This is a genomic window from Stenotrophomonas sp. GW821-FHT01H02A, assembly GCF_059422145.1.
This window is the reverse complement of record NZ_JBWKWI010000013.1, coordinates 1-21,369: the sequence shown is the minus strand read 5'-3', so window position 1 is coordinate 21,369 and position 21,369 is coordinate 1. Positions and strand designations below refer to the sequence as shown.

Below are 21,369 nucleotides of genomic sequence, written 5' to 3'. Positions count from 1 at the left end.
TCAGCCGCTGGGCGCGACCCTGCTTCAGCCGTCCAGGCCGGCGCCGGCGTCGCCTTCTGGTTCCAGTGCCTTCACCAGCACGGCCGCCTGGGTGCGGCTGTGGCACTCGAGCTTCTTGAGGATGGCGGTGACGTGCACCTTGACGGTGTTCTCGGCCAGGCCGAGTTCGTAGGCGATCTGCTTGTTGAGCAGGCCGTCGGCCAGGCTCAGCAGCACGCGGAACTGCTGCGGGGTGAGCTGGGCCAGGCGCGCGGCCAGCAAGGCATCGGATTCGGAACGTTCCGCAGCCATTGCCGGGAACCACACGCCGCCGTCCAGCACGACGGCCACGGCTTGGCCGATGGTCTCGGCGGGCGCCGATTTGGGGATGAAGCCGGCGGCGCCGAACTGCTGCGCGCGGCGGATCACGCGCGGGTGGTCGTTGGACGAGACGATCACGACCGGGATGTCCGGGTGCGCACCGCGTACATGCAGCAGCGAGGAAAACCCGCGGGCGCCGGGCATGGTCAGGTCCAGCAGCACCAGCTCGATGTCCGGGTGCTGGTCCAGCGCGGCTTCCAGCGTGGCGGCGCTGGCCACTTCGATCACGTGGACCTGCGGCAGCGCCTGACGCAGCGAATGCACGACCGCGGCACGCAGCAGCGGGTGGTCGTCGGCGACCAGGACGGTGATATCACTCATGCGTCCATTGTAATGACGTTGATGGCCAGCGGCGGCCTCACCGCTCCTGCTGCATGCTGCCCCGCCACGCTTCCAGGAACTGACGGCGCTTGAGCCCGTCCAGGTAGACCAGCAGGCCCGGGCCGAGCTGGATCGGTCGGTAGCTGCGTTCCGGCGAGGCGCCCCGGCGCTGGCCCGCTGCCGGCAGGATGGGCATCAACCGCGCCTCGCGGGAGAGCACCTGCTGCCCGCGGGGCGACAATAGATAATCGAGGAAGCGACGGGCTTCGTCCGGATGTCGCCCCCCGCGCGGAATCACCGCGGTCCGCAGCATGACCAGCGTGTAATCCTCCGGCTCGATGATGCCCAGCGGCGCACCCGCATCGATGCGGGCCTGCGCGTACGAGCCCAGCACGTTGTAGACCAGCGAAAGCTGGCCGCTGCTGACCTTGTCGAGCAGCACGCCGGTGCGCTCCTCCAGCTGTACATGGTTGTCGCCCAGCGCGCCCAGCAGGGCACCGGCCATGCTGCCGCGCTGCCCATCCTGGGTCGCCAGAAGATAGCCGACGCTGCTGCGCTGCGCATCATAGGTACCCACCCGGCCCAGCAGCGGGGCATCGGGTGCGCGCAGCAGCTCCAGCAGCTGCCGACGTGTATGCGGCACCCGCGCCGGCGGCAACGTGCGGGTGTTGTAGACCATCGCCACCGGCTCGTAGCTGATCCCGAACGCCTCATACCGCCACTGCGCCCAGCTCGGCAGCACATCGGTCTGAGCTGAGCGGTGGGCGAGCGCATGGCCGTCGTTGACCAGCTTGGTCTGCAGGTCCATGCCGCTGCTGATCAGCATGTCCGGCGCGCTCGGGCCACTGCGGTCGCGCAGGTAGCGCGCGTACATTTCCTGTGCGATCACATCCTCGTAGACGATCTCCGTGCCCGGATGCAGCCGTTGATAGTCGGCGATCACCGTGGCGAAGACCTCGATGTCGGTCGAGCCGTGGATGCGCAGCTGCGCGGTGGGCGCGCCCTGCGCCGGGAAGCGCTGCACGTCGCCCGGATCAGCCTGCGCGGTGGCAGTGAACAGCAGCATCAACCACGCCTGCCAACGTTTCATGCGTGCCTCCTCGGCAGCTGGATGGTGGCCACCAGGCCGCCATCCACCCGGTTGGACAGATCGATGCGGCCGCCGTGGCTGTCGACTACGCGCTTGACGATCGCCAACCCCAGCCCTGCGCCACCGGCGGCGGCACCTTCGCCACGCGCGAAGCGCTCGAACACGCGCTCCGCATCGGCCGGTGCGATGCCCGGGCCATGGTCGGCGATGGTCAGCACGCAATGCGCGTCGTCGGTGGTCAATGCCACCTGCAGCGCGCCGTCGCCCCCGTACTTGAGTGCATTGTCGATCAGGTTCTTGATGGCTTCGCGCAGCAGCAGGGCATCGCCGTTGACCCAGGCCGGATCACGGGTCACGGCCAGCTGCACCCGCGGCGCCGGCAATGCCTGCGGCAGTGCTTCATGCAGGGCCTGGTGGACGGTTTCGGCCAGGTCGACCGGCGCGAACCGTTGCAGGTTGGCGCGATGGATCACGCTGGCATCGCTGAGCAGCTGGTTGAGCAGGCGGCTCATGTGGGTGGCGTTGCGCTCGATCGCCTGCAGGCTGCGGCGCATGTCTTCCGGATCATCGTCATCCAGCGCCAGCTGCGCCTGCGCACGCAGCGCGGCCAAGGGGGTACGCATCTGGTGCGCGGCCTCGGCCATGAAGGCGCGCAGGGTTTCATGGCTGGTCGAGAGCCGGCCCATGAAGTGGTTCAGGGCACCGACCATCTGGTCCATTTCCTGCGGTGTGGCCGCATCCAGCGGGCGCAGATCGGACGGTTCGCGCCGTGACAGCTCGCGTTCGACGCGTACCAGCGGCCGCAGCGCGCGATGCACGCCGAGCGCGACCAGGGCCAGCGACAACAGGGAGAGCACCACGATCGCCACCAGTGCGCGGGTCACCATGTCCTGGGCCAGCGCCTCGCGCGCACGCCGGGTCTGCCCGACCTGCACACGCACTTCCGCCTGCGCGGACGGGGATGACACACGGCGCGAAACCACGACGAAGCGTACGGTCTCGCCGCTATAGGGCGCATCGAACAACTGCGGTCGATCGCTCGGCGCGCGTGGTGGCGCCGGGAGGTCGTCATAGCCGGTGACGGTCTGGTTGCGGGCGTCGGAGACGCGATAGAAGACGCGGTCTTCCGGTGCCATCGCCAGCAGATCGAGCGCGGCGTACGGCAGATCGACCTGCCACTGTGCCTCCACCAGCGCCACCGAATCGATGATCGAGAGGGCCGAGGACACCAGCAGGTGGTCATAGGAGCGGTTGGCGGCGCGCTGGCCATAGTCACGTGCACCGAAGAACAGCGCGATCGCGAACAACGCCATCAAGCCGCCGAGATAGAGCCACAGCGTGCGCCGGATCGAGGCTGGCGCACGGGCCTCAATCGCCATCGGCACTGCCATCGGGCGTGGCGCCCTGCGCTTCGAGCAGATAGCCGCTGCCACGCACGGTGACGATGCGCAGCGGTGCGTCGGCCAGCTTGCGGCGCAGGCGACCGACGTAGAGTTCGATCGCGTTGGGGCCGGCCTCGTCATCGAAGCCGAACAGGCCGTTGCCGATTTCATCCTTGGCGACCACCTGCCCGAGCCGGCCCATCAGGATCTCCAGCAGGCGGTACTCCCGGTTGGGCAGCTCGATCGGCTGGCCGTCCAGACTGACCCGGTGCGCGGCGTTGTCGAACTGGAAGCCGCCGATCTGCACCACCTCGCTGGCCTGCCCCCGGGTCCGCCGCAGCAGCACGCGGCAGCGCGCCTCGAACTCGCGGAAATCGAAGGGCTTGCCGAGGTAATCGTCTGCGCCGACGTCCAGTGCCTGCACGCGGTCCTCGATCCCGTCCCGTGCGGTGAGCATCAGTACCGGGGTGCTGTCGCCGCGCTCACGCATGCCGGCCAGCACGCGCAGACCATCCAGTTTGGGCAGGCCGATATCGAGCACGACCAGATCGAAGCTCTGGTAGCGCAGCACGCTCGCCGCCGCCAGCCCGTCGCTCTGCCAGTCCACGGCATGCCCACTGCGGCGCATGCGGCGGACGATCGCGTCGGCCAGGTCCGGGTTGTCTTCCACCAGCAGGATGCGCATCGGTCGGGATCGGGAAAGGTGCGGGAATGCTAGCGCGTGCGGCCGCTTCCGTGCGCTTCGCTGCGGTGCAGCAATGACTGACAGGTGGATGACAGCATCCCGGCACTAGGCTGCGCCATCGCGTCATCCCCGAACATCCGGTACCTGGGAGGGTCCATGGAACTGAACGCATTGCGCTGGTGCCTGCCAGCCGCCTGCACGCTGTTGTTGGCCGCGCCGGCCTGGGCCGCCGAGGACGGCGATGACGACCGCCCGGTCACCGCCAGCCTCGGCGGCCGCCTGCACCTGGACTTCGCCGATTTCCACAATGACGGCCGCGGCACGCCGAACAAGGACGACACCGAGATCCGCCGTGCGTGGGTCGACGTCTCCGGCAGGTTCTTCGCCGTCGACTACAAGCTGGAAGCGGATTTCTCCGGCGACCGGGTCGAGGCCAAGGACGTGTTCGTCAGCCGCAGCTTCGGCGATGCCGGCAAGCTGACCGTCGGTCAATTCAAACAGTTCTTCTCGCTGGATGACCGTACCAGCTCCAACTACGGCACCTTCCTGGAGCGCGGCAACGCCGGCACCACGCTGGCACCGCTGTATCGTCTCGGCGCCTCCTGGCAGGCCGCACGCGGCGACATGACCTGGGCAGCCAGCGCCTACAGCCTGGAAAGCATCGATGCCTGGCAGGTGAAGGGTCGTGCGGCCGGTGGGCGTGCCACCTGGGCGCCCGGTGCCACTGCCGGCGATGTACTCCACCTGGGCTTGTCGCTGGCCCACGAGCGCTACGACAACCCCGGCGCCGACGGCGTCCCCGGGCTGAAGATCCGGCCACGCCCGGCCGGCCACCTGTCCGACAACAGCCGCCTGACCCTGGTCGATTTCTCGGCCGGCCGCGATACCGACGTCAACAAATGGTCACTGGAATACGCCCAGGTGCTCGGGCCAGTGTCCTGGCAGGGCGAGTTCAGCGGCGCCACCTTCGACGACGGCAGCCAGCGCGGCAAAGTGCTGGCCGGCTATGGCCTGGTCAGCTGGTTCGTCACCGGCGAATCGCGCGTCTACGACCGCAAGACCGGCCGCTTCGGCCGGGTCAAGGATTTCCAGCACACCGCCGGCGCGTTCGAACTGGCGCTGCGCTATGACCAGATGCGCGGCGACCAGCATCTGATCGGCCAGCCCGACCTGCGCGATGGCCAGACCGAGGCGTGGACGCTGGGCGGCAACTGGTACATGCGCCCGAACCTGCGCTTCATGCTCAACCTGATCGAGAGCCGCAACCGCGACCGCCTGGCCGACGCCACGGTGGACCGCACCCGCGCCGTGACCGGCCGCCTGCAATACGACTTCTGATGTCCTCTTTCCACCCTGTTGCTTCTGGAGAATGCAGATGATGCTGAGCATCCTCGGCTTTGGCATGGTCATTACATTCATGTACTTGATCATGAGCAAGCGGCTGTCGCCGCTGGTCGCCCTCATCACCATTCCGATCCTGTTCGCGCTGATCGGCGGCTTCGCGGCCGGCATCGACGACATGATGCTGGAAGGCATCAAGAAGATCGCGCCGACCGGCGTGATGTTGATGTTCGCCATCCTGTACTTCGGGGTGATGATCGATGCCGGGCTGTTCGATCCACTGGTGCGGATCATCCTGCGCTTCGTCAAGGGCGATCCGATGAAGATCGTGCTCGGCACCGCCATCCTGGCGATGCTGATCTCGCTCGACGGCGATGGTTCGACCACCTACATGATCACCGTGTCGGCGATGCTGCCGCTGTACCAGCGGCTGGGCATGAACGCGCTGAACATGACCTGCGTGACCATCCTGGCCGGCGGTGTGATGAACCTCACCCCGTGGGGCGGCCCGACCGCGCGTGCGGCCACGGCATTGCATGTGGATCCGGCCGATGTGTTCGTGCCGCTGATTCCCTCGATGGTGATCGCCTGCGCCGGCGTGCTGGTGCTGGCCTGGTACCTGGGCATGAAGGAGCGCCGTCGCCTCGGCGTGGTCACCCTGCCGCAGGGCGGCAGCTGGATGGACAACAGCGTGTCCGATGACGGCAATACCCTGCCGACCGTGGAAGACGCCGAAGACACCAAGCGGCCGAAGCTGCTCTGGGTCAACCTGGGCCTGACCCTTGCCCTGATGACCGCGCTGATCATGGGCGTGCTGCCGATGCCGGTGCTGTTCATGGTCGGCTTTGCGATCGCCCTGGTCATCAACTACCCGAACCTGGCCGAGCAGCGCCGCCGCGTGGTCAACCACGCCGGCAACGTGCTGTCGGTGGTGTCGCTGATCTTCGCGGCCGGTATCTTCACCGGCATCCTCAACAACACCGGCATGGTCGAGGCGATGTCGCACAGCTTCCTGGCGGTCATCCCCGACAGCTGGGGGCCGTACCTGGCGGTAATCACCGCGCTCGCCTCGATGCCGTTCACCTTCTTCATGTCCAACGACGCGTTCTATTTCGGCGTGTTGCCGATCCTGTCCGAGGCGGCCGGCAATTACGGCATCACCCCGGTGGAGATGGCGCGCGCCTCGCTGGCCGGCCAGCCGGTGCATCTGCTCAGCCCCTTGGTGCCCTCGACCTACCTGCTGGTCGGCCTGGCCAAGGTGGAGTTCGCCGACCACCAGAAGTTCACCCTGAAGTGGGCCATCGGCATTTCACTGCTGCTGATGTTCGGCGGGCTGCTGTTCGGTCTGTATCCGCTTGCGTCCTGATCCGTTTACCAAGGAGCGTTCCGCCATGACTCTTCGCATCGCTTACGTCACCAGTGCCATGGGCAGTGTCGGCACTGCCATCTGCCAGAAGCTGGCCCGCAACGGCCATACGGTGGTCGCCGGCTGCGCCCCGAATTCGCCGCGCAAGGCGGCCTGGCTTCGCGAGCAGCGCGAGCTCGGTTTCGACTTCATCGCATCCGAGGGCAACGCGGCGGACTGGTCGTCGACGGTGGCGGCCTTCGCCAAAGTGAAGGCGGAGGTCGGCGAGATCGACGTGCTGGTCAACAATGCCGGTGGCAGCCGCGATGTGTTGTTCCGCCAGATGAGTCCGGACGACTGGAATGCGGTGATGGGTTCGAACCTGCATGCGCTGTTCAACATCACCAAGCAGGTGATCGATGGCATGAGTACGCGCGGCTGGGGCCGGATCGTGAACATCGGCTCGGTCAGTGCGCACAAAGGCCAGATCGGGCAGGTGAACTTCGCGACGGCGAAGGCGGCGATGCACGGGTTCAGCCGGGCGCTGGCCAATGAGGTGGCGACGCGCGGGGTGACGGTGAATACGATTTCGCCGGGGTATATCGCGAGTCAGTCGATCAGCAGTTTTCCGCCGGATGTGCTGGATCGTCTGGCGGGGTCTGTGCCGATCCGTCGGCTGGGCAAACCGGAGGAGGTGGCGAGTCTGTGTGCGTGGCTGGCGTCGGATGATGCGGCGTATGTGACGGGGGCGGATTATGCGGTGAATGGTGGTCTGCACATGTTCTGATGATCTTGCGCGTCCTGTTTGATGCGTGACCTCCCCCACGAGGTGAGCCGCGATGCTGGTTGGCGTCGCGGCTTTTTTTCTTCTCGTTGATGCTTTCTGGGGATGCGAGAAGGAGCAAGTGCGAATGCAACTGCGAATGCAACTGCGAATGCAACTGCGAATGCAACTGCAACTGCAACTGCAACGTCAACAGCGGAGCAACAGCCGGGGTGCACGGTTGTCTCGCGCTGGGCGAGCACGGATGGGTCGTCGGGACCCGCCGCAAGTACGTCCTTGTAGGCTCGTGTGTTGCCATCCATGGCAACACACGGTCCCGCCAACCCATCCGTGCCCACCCTTTGACAGGAGACCGGTGCGCAACGAAAAAGCCGGATCCTGGCGCCGTCGTTGTGGTCGGCTGGTCGGCCATTCGGCTGATCGCGCGCCTCCCCCCTTTCCGCCTGATTTCCGCTGCGTGGCAGTTAGGGCGTCTGGCCTTTTGCCTGGTGAGCTGTTGAGCCGCTGAGCCACTGGGGCTGTGGGATCTGCAGTGCTTTCAGCACGGTCACGACTTTCCGTGCTCAGACTCAGATGGCTCAGCTCGGCTCGTCCTTGCGCGGCTCCCGCTCTGGTTCCCATGGCCACCAGCGGCCTGTCGGAGGCGTGGGGCGTGTGGGTTGGCGGGACCGTTGTGCCGCATGGATGCGGCTCACGAGCCCCCATGGATGGGTTTACGGCGTGTCCCGCGAACCCACACGCCCCACGCCTGGCTCAGTCATCCGAGAAGCTCTGCGCTGTGGGCGGTGCACTGTTGGCATTGCGCCCTTGGCGATGCACAAAGCAAAGCCACCGACCAACGATCGGTGGCTCGCCTTGCCCTTGCAAGCGGAGATCAGAACTCCGCAGCCACCGTCATGAACAGCTGGCGCGGCGCGCTGGCGTGGATCGCGTAGCGGGTACCGGTCGGATCGGTCGGGGCGAACGAACTGAGCTGGCCGGCGTAACGCTTGTTGGTCAGATTGGTTGCATTGAGCGAAACCTTGACGTCGCGCAGGCCCAGGCCCGGCCCGAACGAATAGCCCATCCCCGCATCGAAGGTCGTCACGCCCGGCACCGACTGGTCGTTGGTGTAGGTGTAATACCGCTTGCCGGTGTACTTCGCGCGCAGGCTGGCGAAGAAGCCATCGTGGTTCCAGCTGATTTCACTGGAGGCCATGCGCTCGGGCGTGTCCACCGTGATCTTGCCCGCCACCGGCACGATCGCGCCGCCGGAGGTGTAGTCGTCCTCGTAGGTGGTCTTGTTCCACGAGAGCGCGTTGTACCACTGCAGGCCGTCCACCGGCTTGAGGATGAAGGTCAGTTCCGCACCGCGGCTTTTCACCGAACCAACGTTGATGAAGCGCGTGATGCACTCCGGGCGCGTGCCGACTTCGATGCTGGTGCAGGGGTTGAGCGAGAGCAGGCGGTTGTCGAACATCACGTGGTAGGCCGCGATCGAGGCCTGGTACTTCTCGCCGAAGGTGCGGAAGCCCGCTTCCAGTGTCTTGGACTTTTCCGGCTCCAGCCCGGCGCTGGCCGCGAAGGACTCGGGCGAAACCTGCAGCGGACCGCCGCTGCCGCCACCGACGAAAGCGGCGATGTTCTCCGAGTAGGAAGCGAACACTTCCTGGTTCGGGCTCAGCTTGAAGCCGATACCTGCCTGCGGCAGGACCGATTCCTTGGCGGTCAGCGTGCCCGATGCGTAGCTGGCTTCGGTGCCCGGCTTGGCATTGGCGGTCATGCGGGTGTTCGGGCTCTTGATGCCAACGTCCAGGGTCAGGCGGTCGTCCAGGAAGCGCATGCGGTCCTGCACGTAGAACTGGCGCGTGCGGATGTCGAAATCCTGGTCGAACAAGCGGCGGTCCGGATGGTTGAGGTAGCCGTCATCCAGGAACGGGCCGGTGATGTAGTAGAAATTACGCTCGACATTGTGGTCGTTGCGCTCGTACCACAGCCCTGCTTCCAGCGAATGGATGCCCCACTGCCAGCTCAGCGCGGCGGTGATGCCCTGGCGGTTGATGGTGTAGTTGGTGCTGCGGATGGAGATCGGCAGCATCTCCGCCGTACCCGGGTTGGACGGCTGGCCCGGTGCCCACCAGTGGCCCTGGCCGCGGTTCTCATGGTGGTAGCCGAGCAGCTTCAGGCGGGCATTGTCGCCCAGGGCCAGGTCGGCATCCAGCGAGTACAGGTTGTCATCGCGCAGCGCGCGGCTCTGGTAGTACGCGTCATCGATGCTGTTGACACCACCGCTGAAGGCACACTTCTGCGCGGCGTAGGTTCCCGGTGCGCAGTAGGCGGCGGCGACGGCACGATCCCAGTCCGGTGCGTAGATGTTCCAGTCCCAGCCCAGGCCCCGCGCCAGCATGCTCTTGGACAGGTAGGCATAGTTGGCCTGGCTCACCCGCGAGGTCGCGGCGAACGCGCCGAAGCGGTTGTCGCCGACGTTCCAGATCGCCTTGGCATTGAACTGGCGGGTGGTCTGGTTCTGGTTCGGCTCGGCCCACATGTCCGCATCCTGGTGCACGCCGGACACGTACGCCGAGAAGCCGTTGATGTCGCCGGTATCCACGCGCAGGTAGCCGCGGCGCTGGTTGTCGTCGCCGACGGTGACGCTGGCCTTGCCACCGAACTCGGTGGACGGGTCCTGCGAGAAGTACTGGATGGTGCCGCCGAGGTTGCTGGTCGAGGCGACGCCCAGCGAGCCGATGCCTTGCGACAGCTCCGCGCCGGCCAGGTTCTCGGCGATCAGCGCACGGGCGATGCTCAGGCCGTTGTAGTTGCCGTAGCTGTTGTCGCCCAGCGGGATGCCGTCGAGCGTGTAGCCCAGGCGGCTCTTGTCGAAGCCGCGCAGGCTGATCGTCTGCGATTCTTCATTGGCGCCGAAGGCATCGTTGGACTGCACGGAGACGCCTGGCAGGCGGTCGAGGATCTTCTGGCCGCTGGTGCCCGGCGGCAGCACTTCCTTGTCCACGGCGGTGATGCGCTGCACCTGGCGGGTCTCGCCCTGGCCGATCACCGACACGGTGTCCAGGGTCTGCGCGCTGAGCGCAACGGTGGCATCGGGGCCTGCGTTGGCAGCTGCGTCGGCAGCGTGGGCATTGGCGGCGCACAGCGCAATCGCCACGGCGATCGTCAGGGGTCGGGTCAGCATGGTAATCCGTTGCGTGGGGGGTGATGACCTGCGCACTGCAGGTGCGTGACCATCATGCGAGCGCAACATGAAAGGATTCTTACGCGGCGGCGTGCGGCAGATGAAATGCCCCCCACGCGCGACACCACGCGCATCCCCCGTGCCGTCCGCAGGTACAATGCACGCCTTACCACAACGGCAGGGACAGCAGGCAATGAACGAACAGGACTACGAGGCCGCCAAGTGGGCCCTGCTGCACGCGCATCTGGTGCAGGCCACGCCGGAACAGCGGCATCTCTATGTAGCGCGCTCGAACTACGGTGACAACCAGCGCGCGCTGGCGTGGCTGGCCGACCAGCCCGACCTGGACCGCGCCACGGCGCTGATGCTGTTCTGGAGCGTGGGTGCGGGCTCGCATGCGCAGTACGAATCGTTGGATGACGTGCCCGACTACGATCGCGACACCCACCAGTTCATCGGCGTGGTGTAGCAGCGTTTCCTTGGCGGCTTCTATGCCGACCACGGTATCGGCTTCGACCCGACCCGGTGGGACGGTGCCGGTCCGAACGAGCATTCGGCGGACGAACTGCAGCGCGTGCCGGCGCAGATGCTGCAGGCCGTGGACGGCGAGCATCACATCGATCCGTTCGACGAAGCCTACGATGAGGACTACGACGACGGCCTGCCGATGGCACTGGTCGAGCGGCTTTACGAGTTGGCCGACGTGCACATCGCCTGGGAGCAAGCCAACCCGCAGGCGGAGTAGGTCACCACCAACGGGGGTGACCTACTCGGCGGCCAGCTGGTCCATGCGGATGCGGTTGGCGAACAGCGAAAACGCCAGCATGCCAGCCAGTCCGTTGGCGCGGCTCACCCAGTGCGGCAGCCAGCGCGGCGGGCGCAGGATGCCCTCTTCAAACAGCGGCGCGAAAGCGAGCGCATCGGTCAGCGACATCTTGCCGGCGAACAGCCAACGGCAGACCTGCAGGCGGTCTTCGGCCAGCATGTGGCGGAAAAAGGTATGCACCGAGACCAGCCCGCGCAGGTACACGGTGTCCTTGGTGAACGCCGCGCCGCCGGTCGGCGGTACGCCGCGGAACACGCGCTGGGCCGAGGCGAAGCTCTCTTCGCTGTTCTGCCCGGCGTCACAGAAGTAGCGGAAAACCTCGATGAAATCGGCACCTTCGCGCGCCATCGCGATCGCTTCGGTACGCAGGCTGATGCGCTTGAGGCGTTCGATATCGATGCTGCCGGTGATCTGTTCGGCGAACGTGGCCAGTCCTTCCTGGGTGGCGGTGACCCGTGGCGAGGACAACGCCAGGCTGGGCAGGTGCGGCTGCTCGCGTCCGTTGAGTGCGGTCAGCGAATGCACCAGCGCTTCGTGGTGGAACAGCTGGGCGCGGTCATAGGCGCTGAAGCGGGCGCTGGTACGCAGGCGGATCCGGTTCGGGCCGGCGGCCGCCTTGGAGATGAGGTCCGGATCGAGCTGGACGCTGATGATCCGCGTCTCGAAGAACGCATCCAGATCGCTCTGCAACTGCAACTGCAGCGCGGTGGCCGAGACCGGTACCTGTTCTTCCGGCGCGAGCAGCTCGTGGTCCAGTTCCTGCGCGATCTGGATGAAGTGGCGGGCGGCGTCGCGGGTGCTGGGGCCGTTGCCAGGCAGCGGCTGTTCCGGCGCGCCGAACAGTTCCACCGAGTAACGATCGACCTCGGCGGTTCCCAGCGATTCAAGCAGGCCGGCGGCCTGATCCCAGCTATGCGCCGAGCGCTGTACGTACAGGCCGATGGGATGGTCTGGATCGCATTGCGCGCTGATCGCGGCCAGCCGGTGGCGGGTCTCGGCGAAATCGAGTTTGGGATAGTCGACCTGCGGCAGCACCGGTTGGCCGCGGGCGACGCTGGCCAGGAACGGGGCCTGCAGCGCAGCTGGCCAACTGGTCAGCCCCAGCAGTTTGATCCCGCCCACCGCCTCGACCAGTTGGGCATCGAGCGCGGTGTGGTGGGCAACGTCACGATCCACGGTCATTGGCGTGTCCATGAACGGACAGTAGCAAATGATAACGGGGACTGATAACGGGGACGGAGGTGGTTAATCGCTCCGATTAACTCCCCCCGTCCCGGTTAAACAATCATCTCCGGCCGCCCTTTCCGCCCGGGCGCCACTGCGCGCCCTTGCCGACGTGCTTTCGCTCGATGGCCTGCTGCGCCTGGCGCACGGCCAGCTTGGCAGCGGCGGCGGCCACTTCTTCTTTCAGCTTGAAGTAGTTGAGCAGGCGCTCTTCATCCAGCGTGCCGTCCTCGATGGCCGCGCGGATCGCACAGCCCGGCTCGCGCTGGTGCGCGCAGTCGCGGAATCGGCATTGCGCTGACAGCGCCTCCACGTCGGAGAAGCCACCTTCGCTCAGGGCTTCCTCACCGGTGGGCTTGAGCTCGCGCATGCCCGGGGTGTCGATCAGGCAGGCCCCGGCCGGCAGCGGAATCAGCGCGCGGTGCGTGGTGGTATGCCGCCCGCGCGAGTCGTTGACGCGCACATCGGCGGTCTTCATCCGCTCCTCGCCGAGCAGCGTATTGGTCAGGGTCGACTTGCCGGCGCCGGAGGAGCCGACCAGCACCACGGTCTGGCCGGCGCCCAGCCACGGCAGCAGCGCCGAGGCGCTGGCCGGGTCCTTACCGTTGATCGCCAGCAGCGGGATGTTCTGCGCCGCCAGTTCTTCCAGCACATCCAGCGCGTCCTGGCTGTATTCGGTCTGGTCGGCCTTGGTCAGTACCACCACCGGCTGCGCGCCACCCCCGCCGACCAGCAGCAGGTAACGCTCGATCCGGCGCGGGTTGAAGTCCGCATCCAGGCCGCAGATGATGAACACCGTATCGATGTTGGCCGCGATCACCTGCTGGTGGTAATGCTCGCCGGCCGCGCCCCGCTTGATCGCGGTGCGCCGCGGCAGCAGGGCCACGATCTTGATCCCCTCCAGCAGTACCCAGTCGCCGACCGCCGCCCGCTCGTGGCTGGGGAAGCGCGGGCGCTGCCACTCCGGCGGCGACTCGGTCTTGATCGCCGCTTCGGGCGCATCGGAGACGATGTACCCGGTCCGATGCTGCTCGATCACCCGGCCGGGGCGCGCCTGCGGGAACTGCTCGAACAGGGCCTGCCAGGCCGGCAGCTCCGGGCCGCCCGGCCAGGGCCAGCCAATGGTCTGCAGGGCAAGGTAATCAGTGGGTTCGCTCATCGTGCCCATTCTAAGGGGTGTGGCGACCGGGCGTCGCCGCGGGGGACTGGCGCGGGTCAGGACGCGCGGAATTCCTTTCATCTGAAACCGCCTTGCCAGGGCGCGGAATCCGGCCGGAAACGCTTGCCCTGCAACGCAACAATTCCGCTACCATGCGGTTTCCATGCCTGAATGACGGCCCGTTCATGTCCACGCCCCCGCTGAAGCCGCTCGCCACCCGCGAGCGCCTGTCCGAAGTCCGCTACGAGATCCGGGGCGAACTGGCGCGACGAGCGCGGGAGCTGGAGGCCCAGGGCCGCAAGCTGATCAAGCTCAATATCGGCAACCCCGGCAACTTCGGCTTCCGGGCGCCCGAGCATCTGCAGCGCGCGATCGCCGATGACATGGGCCGCACCGATCCGTACACCCACCAGCAGGGCCTGCCGGAGGCGCGCGAAGCCATCGCCGCCGCCTATGCCCGCCGTGGCGCACCCGATGCGCACCCGGACCGGGTCTTCATCGGCAATGGCGTCAGCGAGTTGATCGACCTGTCGCTGCGCGCCCTGCTCAACCCGGGCGACGAAGTGCTGGCGCCCTCGCCCGACTATCCCTTGTGGTCGGCCGCGACCATCCTCAACGATGGCCGCCCGGTCTATTACCGCTGCGCGCCGGAGAACGGCTTCCAGCCCGACCCGGTCGAGATCGAGGCGCTGGTGTCCTCGCGCACCCGCGCGATCGTGCTGATCAACCCGAACAACCCCAGCGGCGCCAGCTACTCGCGTGAGCTGCTGGAGCGCATCGTCGCCATCGCAGCCAAGCACAACCTGCTGTTGATGGTCGATGAGATCTACGACCAGATCCTGTACGACGACGCCCAGTTCCATGCCGTCGCGCCGCTGGCCGGCGAGCATCCGTGCATCACCTTCAGCGGCCTGAGCAAGGTGCACCGCGCCTGCGGCTGGCGGGTGGGCTGGGCGATGCTGTCCGGCGCGGCCGAGCGGCTGGGCGAGTTCCGTGCGGCGATGGATCTGCTCAGCGCACTGCGCCTGTGTGCCAATGTGCCGGGCCAGTACGCCATCGACGCCGCGGTCAACGGACCGGACACGATCTCGCCCCTGTGCGCGCCGGGTGGCCGCCTGTATGAAACCCGCCGCGCGGTGATCGAGGCCTGCAATGCCAGCGAGCACCTGTCGCTGGTGGCTCCGGCCGGCGCGCTGTACGCGTTCCCGGCGGTGGTCGGTGCGGCGGCGCGCAGCTTCGACGACCATGATTTCGCGCTGGAACTGATGAACGAGGAAGGCGTGCTGGTGGTCCCGGGGTCGAGCTTCAACGTGCCCTACCGCCACCACTTCCGCGTGACCCTGCTGCCCGAGCCGGAGGTCATGCGTGATGTGTTCGCGCGCATCGATCGCGCCCTGGCGCGCCGTGCCGAGGCCAACACCAAGGTGGTGCCGCTCAAGCCGCGCAGTGCGGTGGCCTGATGGGCCTGCCGTACCTGGCCCTGGGCGATTCCTATACGATCGGCGAAGGCGTTGACCCCGCCGGACGCTGGCCGATGCAGTTGGCCGCCGCCCTGCGCGATATCGGCGTCGAGGTCGACGATCCGACGATCATCGCCACCACCGGCTGGACCACCGACGAGCTCGAGGCCGGCATCGATGCCGATGCACCCCAGGGCACGTTCGCGTTCGTCAGCCTGCTGATCGGGGTCAATGATCAATACCGCGGGCGCAGCGTGGACGAGTACCGCCCGCGCTTCACCGCCCTGCTGGAGCGCGCGCTGGCCTGCGCCGGCGACCGTGCACCGCGGGTGCTGGTCCTGTCGATCCCGGATTGGGGCGTGACCCCGTATGCCATGGCATCCGGTCGCGACCGCGTGCAGATCGGGCAGGCGCTGGATGCCTACAACGCGGCGGCGATGGCAATCTGTGCAGAGCACGAGGTGGCGTTCGTCGACATCACCGACCTGAGCCGCCAATGGGGTGGCGAAACGGTGATGCTGGCAGACGATGGCCTGCATCCGTCTGCCGCGATGTACGCGCTGTGGCACCAGCGTGCCTTCGAAGTGGTCCGCGTGCTGTGGGCGGAGCCGACCCGCTGAGCGAGGCGACGCTGCCGCTGGCCAGGGAACAGGCCCGTCGTATCGCCACGGCGTTCCTGCCGGCAGGGCGGTTCGGCAATCGCCGCGATTACTACTACAGCCGCGGCAAACTGGGCAGCGATCCGCTGTATCCCGGCGTGCTCGCCGCGCTGGACGATGCGCCCGCCGTCCCGTTGCTGGACATCGGCTGCGGTCTTGGCCTGCTGGCCCACGTGCTGCGCCAGCACGGCAATGCACTGGCCTATCACGGGCTGGATATCGATGCCGACAAGGTCGCGCGCGCCGAGCGTGCCAGCACTCGCGCCGCGCTGCCGCAGGCCCGGTTCACCTGTGTGGACGCGAGTGCAGCCCTGCCCACGCACCAAGGCAATGTCGCCCTGCTCGACGTGCTGCAGTACCTGCCAGCCCCGGCCCAGACGCAGCTGCTGCACGACGCCGCCGCACGCGTGGCACCCGGCGCGCGGCTGGTGATCCGCACCATGCTGGCCGACCACAGCGGCCGTGACCGCGCCACGCGCATCACCGACATGCTCGCGCATCTGGTCGGCTGGATGGACACGCGGCCACGCCATTACCCGGACGCCGAGAGCCTGCGCACGCCGCTGCAACGCGCCGGGCTGCAGCTGCGGATGACGCCGCTGTACGGCAATACGCCGTTCAACAACTGGCTGATCGTCGGCGACCGTCCGCTCGGCGCCTGACCGTGGCTCGCGTCGCCGGCCATACACGCGCATACTCGCGCCCCTTTCCGGCAAGGAGCCGCCCATGCCCCGACAGACCCGACATTCCGCGCTGGGCATCGCCGCGCTGATCGTCAGTGCCGGTGGCCTGGTGATGCTGCTGCTGAGCATGCATTACGCCCATGCGCCCGAACACGCGGCGATGCGCGAGCTGCCGTGGACACTGGCGGCACTTCTGGGCAGCAGCGTCGGCCTGGCCATCCTGGCCCTGCTGCTCGGCCTGGGCAGCGTGCTGCAGCCACGCCGCCGCCGCCTGTTCGGCGTCATCGCACTGCTGGTGACAGCGGGCCTGCTGATCGCCCAGCTCTCGCTCGGCGGCTGGATCCGCGACCAGTGGCATGCATCGCATCCGCCATCCGCCGCTGCGGTCCCGCAGCCCATCGCCCGCTGACCTTCCTCTGTTCCACCGCATCGACAAGGAGCCCTGATGCACACCCCTCATTCCGGTATGGGCATTGCCGCCTTCATTACCTCCCTGTGCGGCGCGATGTCGATGCTGGGCCTGATCGTCACCGCCGGCATCATCGAGACCACCACGCCCGGGGGAATGGATGAAACCTCGATGTCGGCGATCCTGGTCGGCCTTGGCCTGATGGGTACCGCCATGATGCAGCTGGTGGCCTTCGGCCTGGGCGTTGCCGGTGTATTCCAGGCAGACCGCCGTCGCGTGTTCGCCGTGCTCGGCCTGGTGATCTCAATCGGCAGCATGCTCGGCGTGATCCTGCTGATGATCCTCGGCGCCCTGACCTGACCCCGGCCCGCGACGGTCATCGCCCTGGCGTCAGTCCGGCAGCCCGGCATGCAGGCCACGCGCCTGCACCGCCTGCAGCACTGCTTCGATGATGGCCAGGTTGTGGCCATGCGCGGCCCCCTCGTGCAGCAGCACGATGCTGCCGGGCGCCAGATCACGCGTGATCCGCTCGACCACCTGATCGGGCCTGCAATCAACGCCGTCGAACCCGCGCGCGCTCCAGCCGACCCGGGTCAGCTGCCATTGCTTCAATGCCGGGCCCACGAACGGGTTGGTCATCCCGACCACCGAGCGATACCAGCGCGGTGGCGTGCCGGCGATCGCGGTGAGGGCCTGCTGGCACTCGCCGATCTCCGCCGCCATGGCCTGCCGCCCCAGCCGCCAGAAGCGTGTCTGCGGGTGCCGGTAGCTGTGGTTGCCCAGGCTGTGCCCACGGGCGAGCATCGCGCGGACCAGGTCCGGCCGCGCCTGCGCGCGGTCACCGACCAGGAAGAAGGTCGCCTTGGCTTCGTAGCGGTCCAGCAGGTCCAGCACTGCCGCCGATTCCGCCGAAGGGCCGTCATCGATGGTCAACCACACCTTGCGGGCATCGCCGGGCAGGTGGCTGAGCACCGGCGCATAGAAGCGGCTGTTGGGCAGGAACACCGGCACCATGAACAGGGCATGGGTCGCCACCATCAGCGGCAGCCCGCAGCGCCAGCCCCAGGTGACCCAGGCCAGCACCACCAGCACCTGCGACAGCACCAGCCATGGCAGCCAGCGCCAGGGGCGCCGGGGAATGCGATACAACGTTTCCGGTACGGTCATGCCCCATGATGCCATGCCGCGTAGAATAGGCGGTTCGCATATCCGGACCCCGACCGTCATGTCCCTTGATCCCGCCCTGCGCTCGCGCATCGAATCCATTCTCAACGCCAACCGCGTCGTGCTGTTCATGAAGGGTCAGCCGAGCATGCCGCAGTGCGGTTTCTCGGCCAAGGCCGTCGGCGCCCTGCAGGACCTCGGCTTCGAGTTCGACCACGTCAACGTCCTGGCCGACGCGGAGATCCGCGAAGGCATCAAGGCCTACGGCGAATGGCCGACCATCCCGCAGCTGTACATCGACGGCGAGCTGATCGGTGGCAGCGACATCATCCTGCAGATGGCCGGCAGCGGTGAGCTGAGCAGCGTGCTTGGCCTGGCCGCGCCGGACCGTACCCCGCCCCGCATCACCGTGACCCCGGCCGCGGTGGAGATGCTGCGCGGCGCGCTGGCCGACTCCCCGGGTGCCTCGCTGCAGCTGGGCATCGACGCCCGCTTCCAGCCGAACTTCCAGCTGGCCCCGCATGACGACAACGCGATCGCCGCCGAGTCCAACGGTCTGCGCGTGCAGTTCGACCTGGCCAGCGCACGCCGCGCCGATGGCATCACCATCGACTGGGTCGACGACATCCGTGGCAAGGGCCTGGCCATCGACAACCCGAATGCCCCCAAGGCCGTGCAGGAACTGAGCGTGCGCGACGCCGACGACCAGCTGCGGGCCGGCAGCATCACCGTGGTCGACGTGCGCCCGGCCGACGAGCGTGCGATCGCGGCGATCAACGCCCCGTTCGAAACCTTTGACGGCGACAACCGCGCCCGTCTGGAAGCCCTGCCCAAGGACACCGCGCTGGCCTTCCTGTGCCATCACGGCGGCCGCAGCGCACAGGCCGCCGAGCAGTTCCGCGCCCTGGGCTTCACCAAGGTGTCCAACATCACCGGCGGCATCGATGCCTGGTCGAACGAGGTGGACAACGGCGTGCCGAAGTACTGATCTTCAGCGCGTCATTGGATGAAAAAACGCCGGCATTGCCGGCGTTTTTTTGTCCAGGGCGCCGATGGCGTCCCTCCATGCAGGGCACTCCACCGGCTATCCGACAAACCCACCTTCGGCCAGGTAATCCAGCTCTTCGGGGGTCGGCATCCGCCCCAGCACCGCATTGCGGTGCGGGAAGCGGCCGAAACGGCGGATGATGTCGCGATGCAGTTCGGCGTACTGCAGGTATTCCTTGTCACCCAGCGCATCGAACATCGCCACCGAACGCTCCTGGTCCTGCGGATCCTCGGAGTGCTCGAACGGCAGATAGATGAAGGCCCGCAGCTTGGGCACCAGTTGCAGGTCCAGGCCTTCCTCCACCGCACGCATGGCGTAATGCCGCGCCAGGCCGTCGGTCGCGTAGGAATGCGCCGTGTCGCGGAAGCAGTTGCGCGGGAACTGGTCGAGCAGGATCATCAGCGCCAGCGCGCCATCGGCACTGCTGAGCCAATGCTCGCGGGCACGCCGGGCGGCGGCGAAATGCTCTTCCTGGAACTGCTGGCGAAACCGCGCATCGAACGCGTCATCGCGCGCGAACCACTGCTGCGGTCCGGCGTCGCGCCAGAACTCCACTACTTGTGCCGCCACGTCCATTCACTACCCCTGTGGATGGCACGCCCCAAGACGTCCATCCGTTCCAATGCCGTTACTCGTCAAAACGCAGGTGGCGGACCGACTTGCCGTTGCGCCGTATCAGCTTAAGCGCCTCGATACCGATCTGGATATGGTTCTCGACGAACTGTGAGCTGACCTTGGCGTCGGAGACCTCGGTCTTCACGCCGTCGGGAATCATCGGCTGGTCGGACACCAACAGCAAGGCCCCGATCGGGATGTGGTTCGCAAAACCGGCGGCGAACAGGGTCGCCGTCTCCATATCGATGGCCATGCAGCGCGTCACCCGCAGCTTTTCCTTGAAGGCCTCGTCGTGCTCCCAGACCCGACGGTTGGTGGTGTAGACGGTGCCGGTCCAGTAGTCGTAGCCGAGGTCGCGGACCATGGTCGAGACCGCCCGCTGCAGTGCGAAGGCCGGCAGGGCCGGGACTTCTGGCGGCAGATAGTCGCTGGAGGTGCCCTCGCCGCGGATCGCCGCGATCGGCAGGATCAGGTCGCCGAGCTGATTCTTGCGCTTGAGCCCGCCGCATTTGCCCAGGAACAGCACGGCCTTGGGCATGACCGCCGACAGCAGGTCCATGATGATCGCTGCGTTCGGACTGCCCATGCCAAAGTTGATCATGGTGATGTCGTCGCTGGTGACGCTGGCCATCGGCCGGTCAGCGCCCTGGATGCGCCCCCCGGTGAGCTGGGAAAAGGTATGCAGGTAGCCACCGAAGTTGGTCAGCAGGATATGTCCCCCGAACTGCTCCAAGGGCACGCCGGTGTAACGCGGCAGCCAGTTTTCGACGATGTCCTGTTTGATTTTCATGGCGGTGTTCCGACAGGCAACAGGCGACAATTCTGCGAGACCTGCCTCGTAACTTCGAGGGCGGGCACTCAATCCGGGTGGTCGATCCTATCGACCCTGCCCTGGAGGACAAAGGAGACCACCGAAGGCAGGGCGGTCGGGATGGCGACCAGTAGGAAGAAGGCCGCCGGTGCACCAAAGGCCCACAGCGAGGCCGCTAAGGATATGCCGACCAAGAGGAAGGAGTACGGGATCCGCTTGATCATCAGGTAACTGGCGGTGGCCGACAACAGGGAGAGGGCTGCGAGGATGATGCGCATCTCTTTGGGTAGCCCGCTCGGCGACTGCTCGAAGAATCTGGCCACCAGCATGAGACCGGACGCGAACGCCAGCAGGACAAGTAACATGTAGTAGTTCCTAGTGTGCTTGCGATAAGAGCCTTCGGTTACCCTTCATCGACGCATCCATGTGACCGTCCGCTTGCTTGTGGACGCGGGCTACCCGCGTGTTCGAAGCTCCCACGTTGGATGACAACGGCGCAAGTGGTGATCGCGACATCGCGGCAGCAGATTGGAAAAAGGCGGCCAATGGCCGCCTTTTTCCGTTTTACTGATAGCCCCGGATCAGACCTGCTCGGTGATGCCGTCCACATCCACCTCGACGCGGGCGAACTGCAGGTACGGCTCCAGCCCTGCCTCGCGACCACCGAAGCGGTACGCGCCCTCGATGAAGCCCTGGCGGGTGGTGGCGTCGTACTTGGCCGACAGCGCGTCCTGGTAGCCGGCAAACGTCAGCTGACGCTTGCTGTCCACGTCATGACGGGAATAGCCCAGACCGGCGCGCAGGCCAAATGCCCCCCACTGGTTGCCCACG

23 protein-coding genes are annotated in these 21,369 nt (G+C 66.8%); 11 read left to right on the top strand and 12 right to left on the bottom strand.

What is annotated here, in order from left to right:
- Positions 1–24 precede the first annotated feature (24 nt).
- From AC07WC_RS16670 to AC07WC_RS16655, 4 genes are read right to left on the bottom strand one after another with little or no spacing between them, the layout of a single operon-like run.
- The gene (locus AC07WC_RS16670) at positions 25–681 is read right to left on the bottom strand and encodes a LuxR C-terminal-related transcriptional regulator (protein WP_495210989.1); all 657 of its coding nucleotides are present in this window, start codon (positions 679–681) and stop codon (positions 25–27) included.
- Positions 682–718: 37 nt separating this feature from the next.
- Positions 719–1,771 carry an ABC transporter substrate-binding protein gene (locus AC07WC_RS16665; protein WP_495210988.1) on the bottom strand — a complete coding sequence of 351 codons (1,053 nt, stop codon included), beginning with the start codon at positions 1,769–1,771 and terminating at the stop codon, positions 719–721.
- Entirely contained in the window at positions 1,768–3,150 is a 1,383-nt protein-coding gene (locus tag AC07WC_RS16660) for a sensor histidine kinase N-terminal domain-containing protein (RefSeq protein ID WP_495210987.1), read from the bottom strand. The genes AC07WC_RS16665 and AC07WC_RS16660 overlap by 4 nt, the downstream gene beginning before the upstream one ends.
- A complete protein-coding gene (locus AC07WC_RS16655) occupies positions 3,140–3,838 on the bottom strand; it encodes a response regulator (RefSeq protein ID WP_495210986.1) in 699 nt (232 codons plus the stop codon). Before AC07WC_RS16655 ends, AC07WC_RS16660 begins: the two co-directional genes overlap by 11 nt.
- Positions 3,839–3,994: 156 nt before the next feature.
- Between AC07WC_RS16655 and AC07WC_RS16650 the strand changes: the two genes are divergently transcribed.
- The 3 genes from AC07WC_RS16650 to phbB are packed head-to-tail and all read left to right on the top strand — an operon-like array spanning position 3,995 to position 7,311.
- On the top strand, positions 3,995–5,176 hold the full coding sequence (locus tag AC07WC_RS16650) for an OprO/OprP family phosphate-selective porin (protein WP_495210985.1): 1,182 nt from the start codon (positions 3,995–3,997) through the stop codon (positions 5,174–5,176).
- Between the two features lie 40 nt (positions 5,177–5,216).
- The gene (locus AC07WC_RS16645; protein WP_495211017.1) at positions 5,217–6,545 is read left to right on the top strand and encodes a CitMHS family transporter; all 1,329 of its coding nucleotides are present in this window, start codon (positions 5,217–5,219) and stop codon (positions 6,543–6,545) included.
- 25 nt (positions 6,546–6,570) lie between these two features.
- Positions 6,571–7,311: an acetoacetyl-CoA reductase gene (gene phbB, locus AC07WC_RS16640; RefSeq protein ID WP_088432597.1), complete on the top strand. Its 741-nt coding sequence runs from the start codon at positions 6,571–6,573 to the stop codon at positions 7,309–7,311.
- An 871-nt stretch (positions 7,312–8,182) separates the two neighbouring features.
- On the opposite strand, the gene AC07WC_RS16635 is transcribed toward phbB, so the two are convergent.
- Positions 8,183–10,480, bottom strand: a complete 2,298-nt coding sequence (locus AC07WC_RS16635; protein ID WP_495210984.1) for a TonB-dependent receptor — start codon at positions 10,478–10,480, stop codon at positions 8,183–8,185.
- Between the two features lie 193 nt (positions 10,481–10,673).
- On the opposite strand from AC07WC_RS16635, the gene AC07WC_RS16630 reads away from it, so the two are divergent.
- Positions 10,674–10,949, top strand: a complete 276-nt coding sequence (locus tag AC07WC_RS16630; protein ID WP_495210983.1) for a DUF4274 domain-containing protein — start codon at positions 10,674–10,676, stop codon at positions 10,947–10,949.
- A 105-nt stretch (positions 10,950–11,054) separates the two neighbouring features.
- Entirely contained in the window at positions 11,055–11,225 is a 171-nt protein-coding gene (locus AC07WC_RS16625; RefSeq protein ID WP_495210982.1) for a hypothetical protein, read from the top strand.
- 21 nt (positions 11,226–11,246) lie between these two features.
- On the opposite strand, the gene AC07WC_RS16620 is transcribed toward AC07WC_RS16625, so the two are convergent.
- Together AC07WC_RS16620 and rsgA are read right to left on the bottom strand one after the other, a co-directional pair.
- Positions 11,247–12,488: a flavohemoglobin expression-modulating QEGLA motif protein gene (locus AC07WC_RS16620; RefSeq protein ID WP_495210981.1), complete on the bottom strand. Its 1,242-nt coding sequence runs from the start codon at positions 12,486–12,488 to the stop codon at positions 11,247–11,249.
- 103 nt (positions 12,489–12,591) lie between these two features.
- Complete coding sequence (rsgA, locus tag AC07WC_RS16615) at positions 12,592–13,689, bottom strand: ribosome small subunit-dependent GTPase A (protein ID WP_495210980.1); 1,098 nt, start codon at positions 13,687–13,689, stop codon at positions 12,592–12,594.
- A 185-nt stretch (positions 13,690–13,874) separates the two neighbouring features.
- On the opposite strand from rsgA, the gene AC07WC_RS16610 reads away from it, so the two are divergent.
- From AC07WC_RS16610 to AC07WC_RS16590, 5 genes are all read left to right on the top strand, one after another.
- Positions 13,875–15,149: a pyridoxal phosphate-dependent aminotransferase gene (locus AC07WC_RS16610; protein ID WP_495210979.1), complete on the top strand. Its 1,275-nt coding sequence runs from the start codon at positions 13,875–13,877 to the stop codon at positions 15,147–15,149.
- A complete protein-coding gene (locus AC07WC_RS16605) occupies positions 15,149–15,769 on the top strand; it encodes an SGNH/GDSL hydrolase family protein (RefSeq protein WP_495210978.1) in 621 nt (206 codons plus the stop codon). Before AC07WC_RS16610 ends, AC07WC_RS16605 begins: the two co-directional genes overlap by 1 nt.
- A gap of 17 nt (positions 15,770–15,786) precedes the next feature.
- A complete protein-coding gene (locus AC07WC_RS16600) occupies positions 15,787–16,470 on the top strand; it encodes a class I SAM-dependent methyltransferase (protein WP_495211016.1) in 684 nt (227 codons plus the stop codon).
- A gap of 64 nt (positions 16,471–16,534) precedes the next feature.
- A complete protein-coding gene (locus AC07WC_RS16595) occupies positions 16,535–16,900 on the top strand; it encodes a hypothetical protein (RefSeq protein WP_495210977.1) in 366 nt (121 codons plus the stop codon).
- Between the two features lie 36 nt (positions 16,901–16,936).
- A complete protein-coding gene (locus AC07WC_RS16590; protein WP_495210976.1) occupies positions 16,937–17,260 on the top strand; it encodes a hypothetical protein in 324 nt (107 codons plus the stop codon).
- Between the two features lie 30 nt (positions 17,261–17,290).
- Here the strand turns inward: AC07WC_RS16590 and AC07WC_RS16585 are convergent, their stop codons facing one another.
- A complete protein-coding gene (locus AC07WC_RS16585) occupies positions 17,291–18,067 on the bottom strand; it encodes a polysaccharide deacetylase family protein (protein WP_495210975.1) in 777 nt (258 codons plus the stop codon).
- Positions 18,068–18,125: 58 nt separating this feature from the next.
- Here AC07WC_RS16585 and grxD point away from each other — a divergent pair, with 58 nt between their 5' ends.
- Entirely contained in the window at positions 18,126–19,052 is a 927-nt protein-coding gene (gene grxD, locus AC07WC_RS16580) for a Grx4 family monothiol glutaredoxin (RefSeq protein WP_495210974.1), read from the top strand.
- A 96-nt stretch (positions 19,053–19,148) separates the two neighbouring features.
- Here grxD and AC07WC_RS16575 read toward each other — a convergent pair whose 3' ends face one another.
- From AC07WC_RS16575 to AC07WC_RS16560, 4 genes are all read right to left on the bottom strand, one after another.
- Positions 19,149–19,688: a DUF924 family protein gene (locus AC07WC_RS16575; protein WP_495210973.1), complete on the bottom strand. Its 540-nt coding sequence runs from the start codon at positions 19,686–19,688 to the stop codon at positions 19,149–19,151.
- Between the two features lie 52 nt (positions 19,689–19,740).
- Positions 19,741–20,517, bottom strand: a complete 777-nt coding sequence (locus AC07WC_RS16570; protein WP_495211015.1) for an AMP nucleosidase — start codon at positions 20,515–20,517, stop codon at positions 19,741–19,743.
- 68 nt (positions 20,518–20,585) lie between these two features.
- A complete protein-coding gene (locus AC07WC_RS16565) occupies positions 20,586–20,903 on the bottom strand; it encodes a hypothetical protein (RefSeq protein ID WP_495210972.1) in 318 nt (105 codons plus the stop codon).
- Positions 20,904–21,119: 216 nt separating this feature from the next.
- Positions 21,120–21,369, bottom strand: a 250-nt coding sequence (locus AC07WC_RS16560; protein ID WP_495210971.1) for an autotransporter domain-containing protein, incomplete at its 5' end; no start/stop codon positions are given.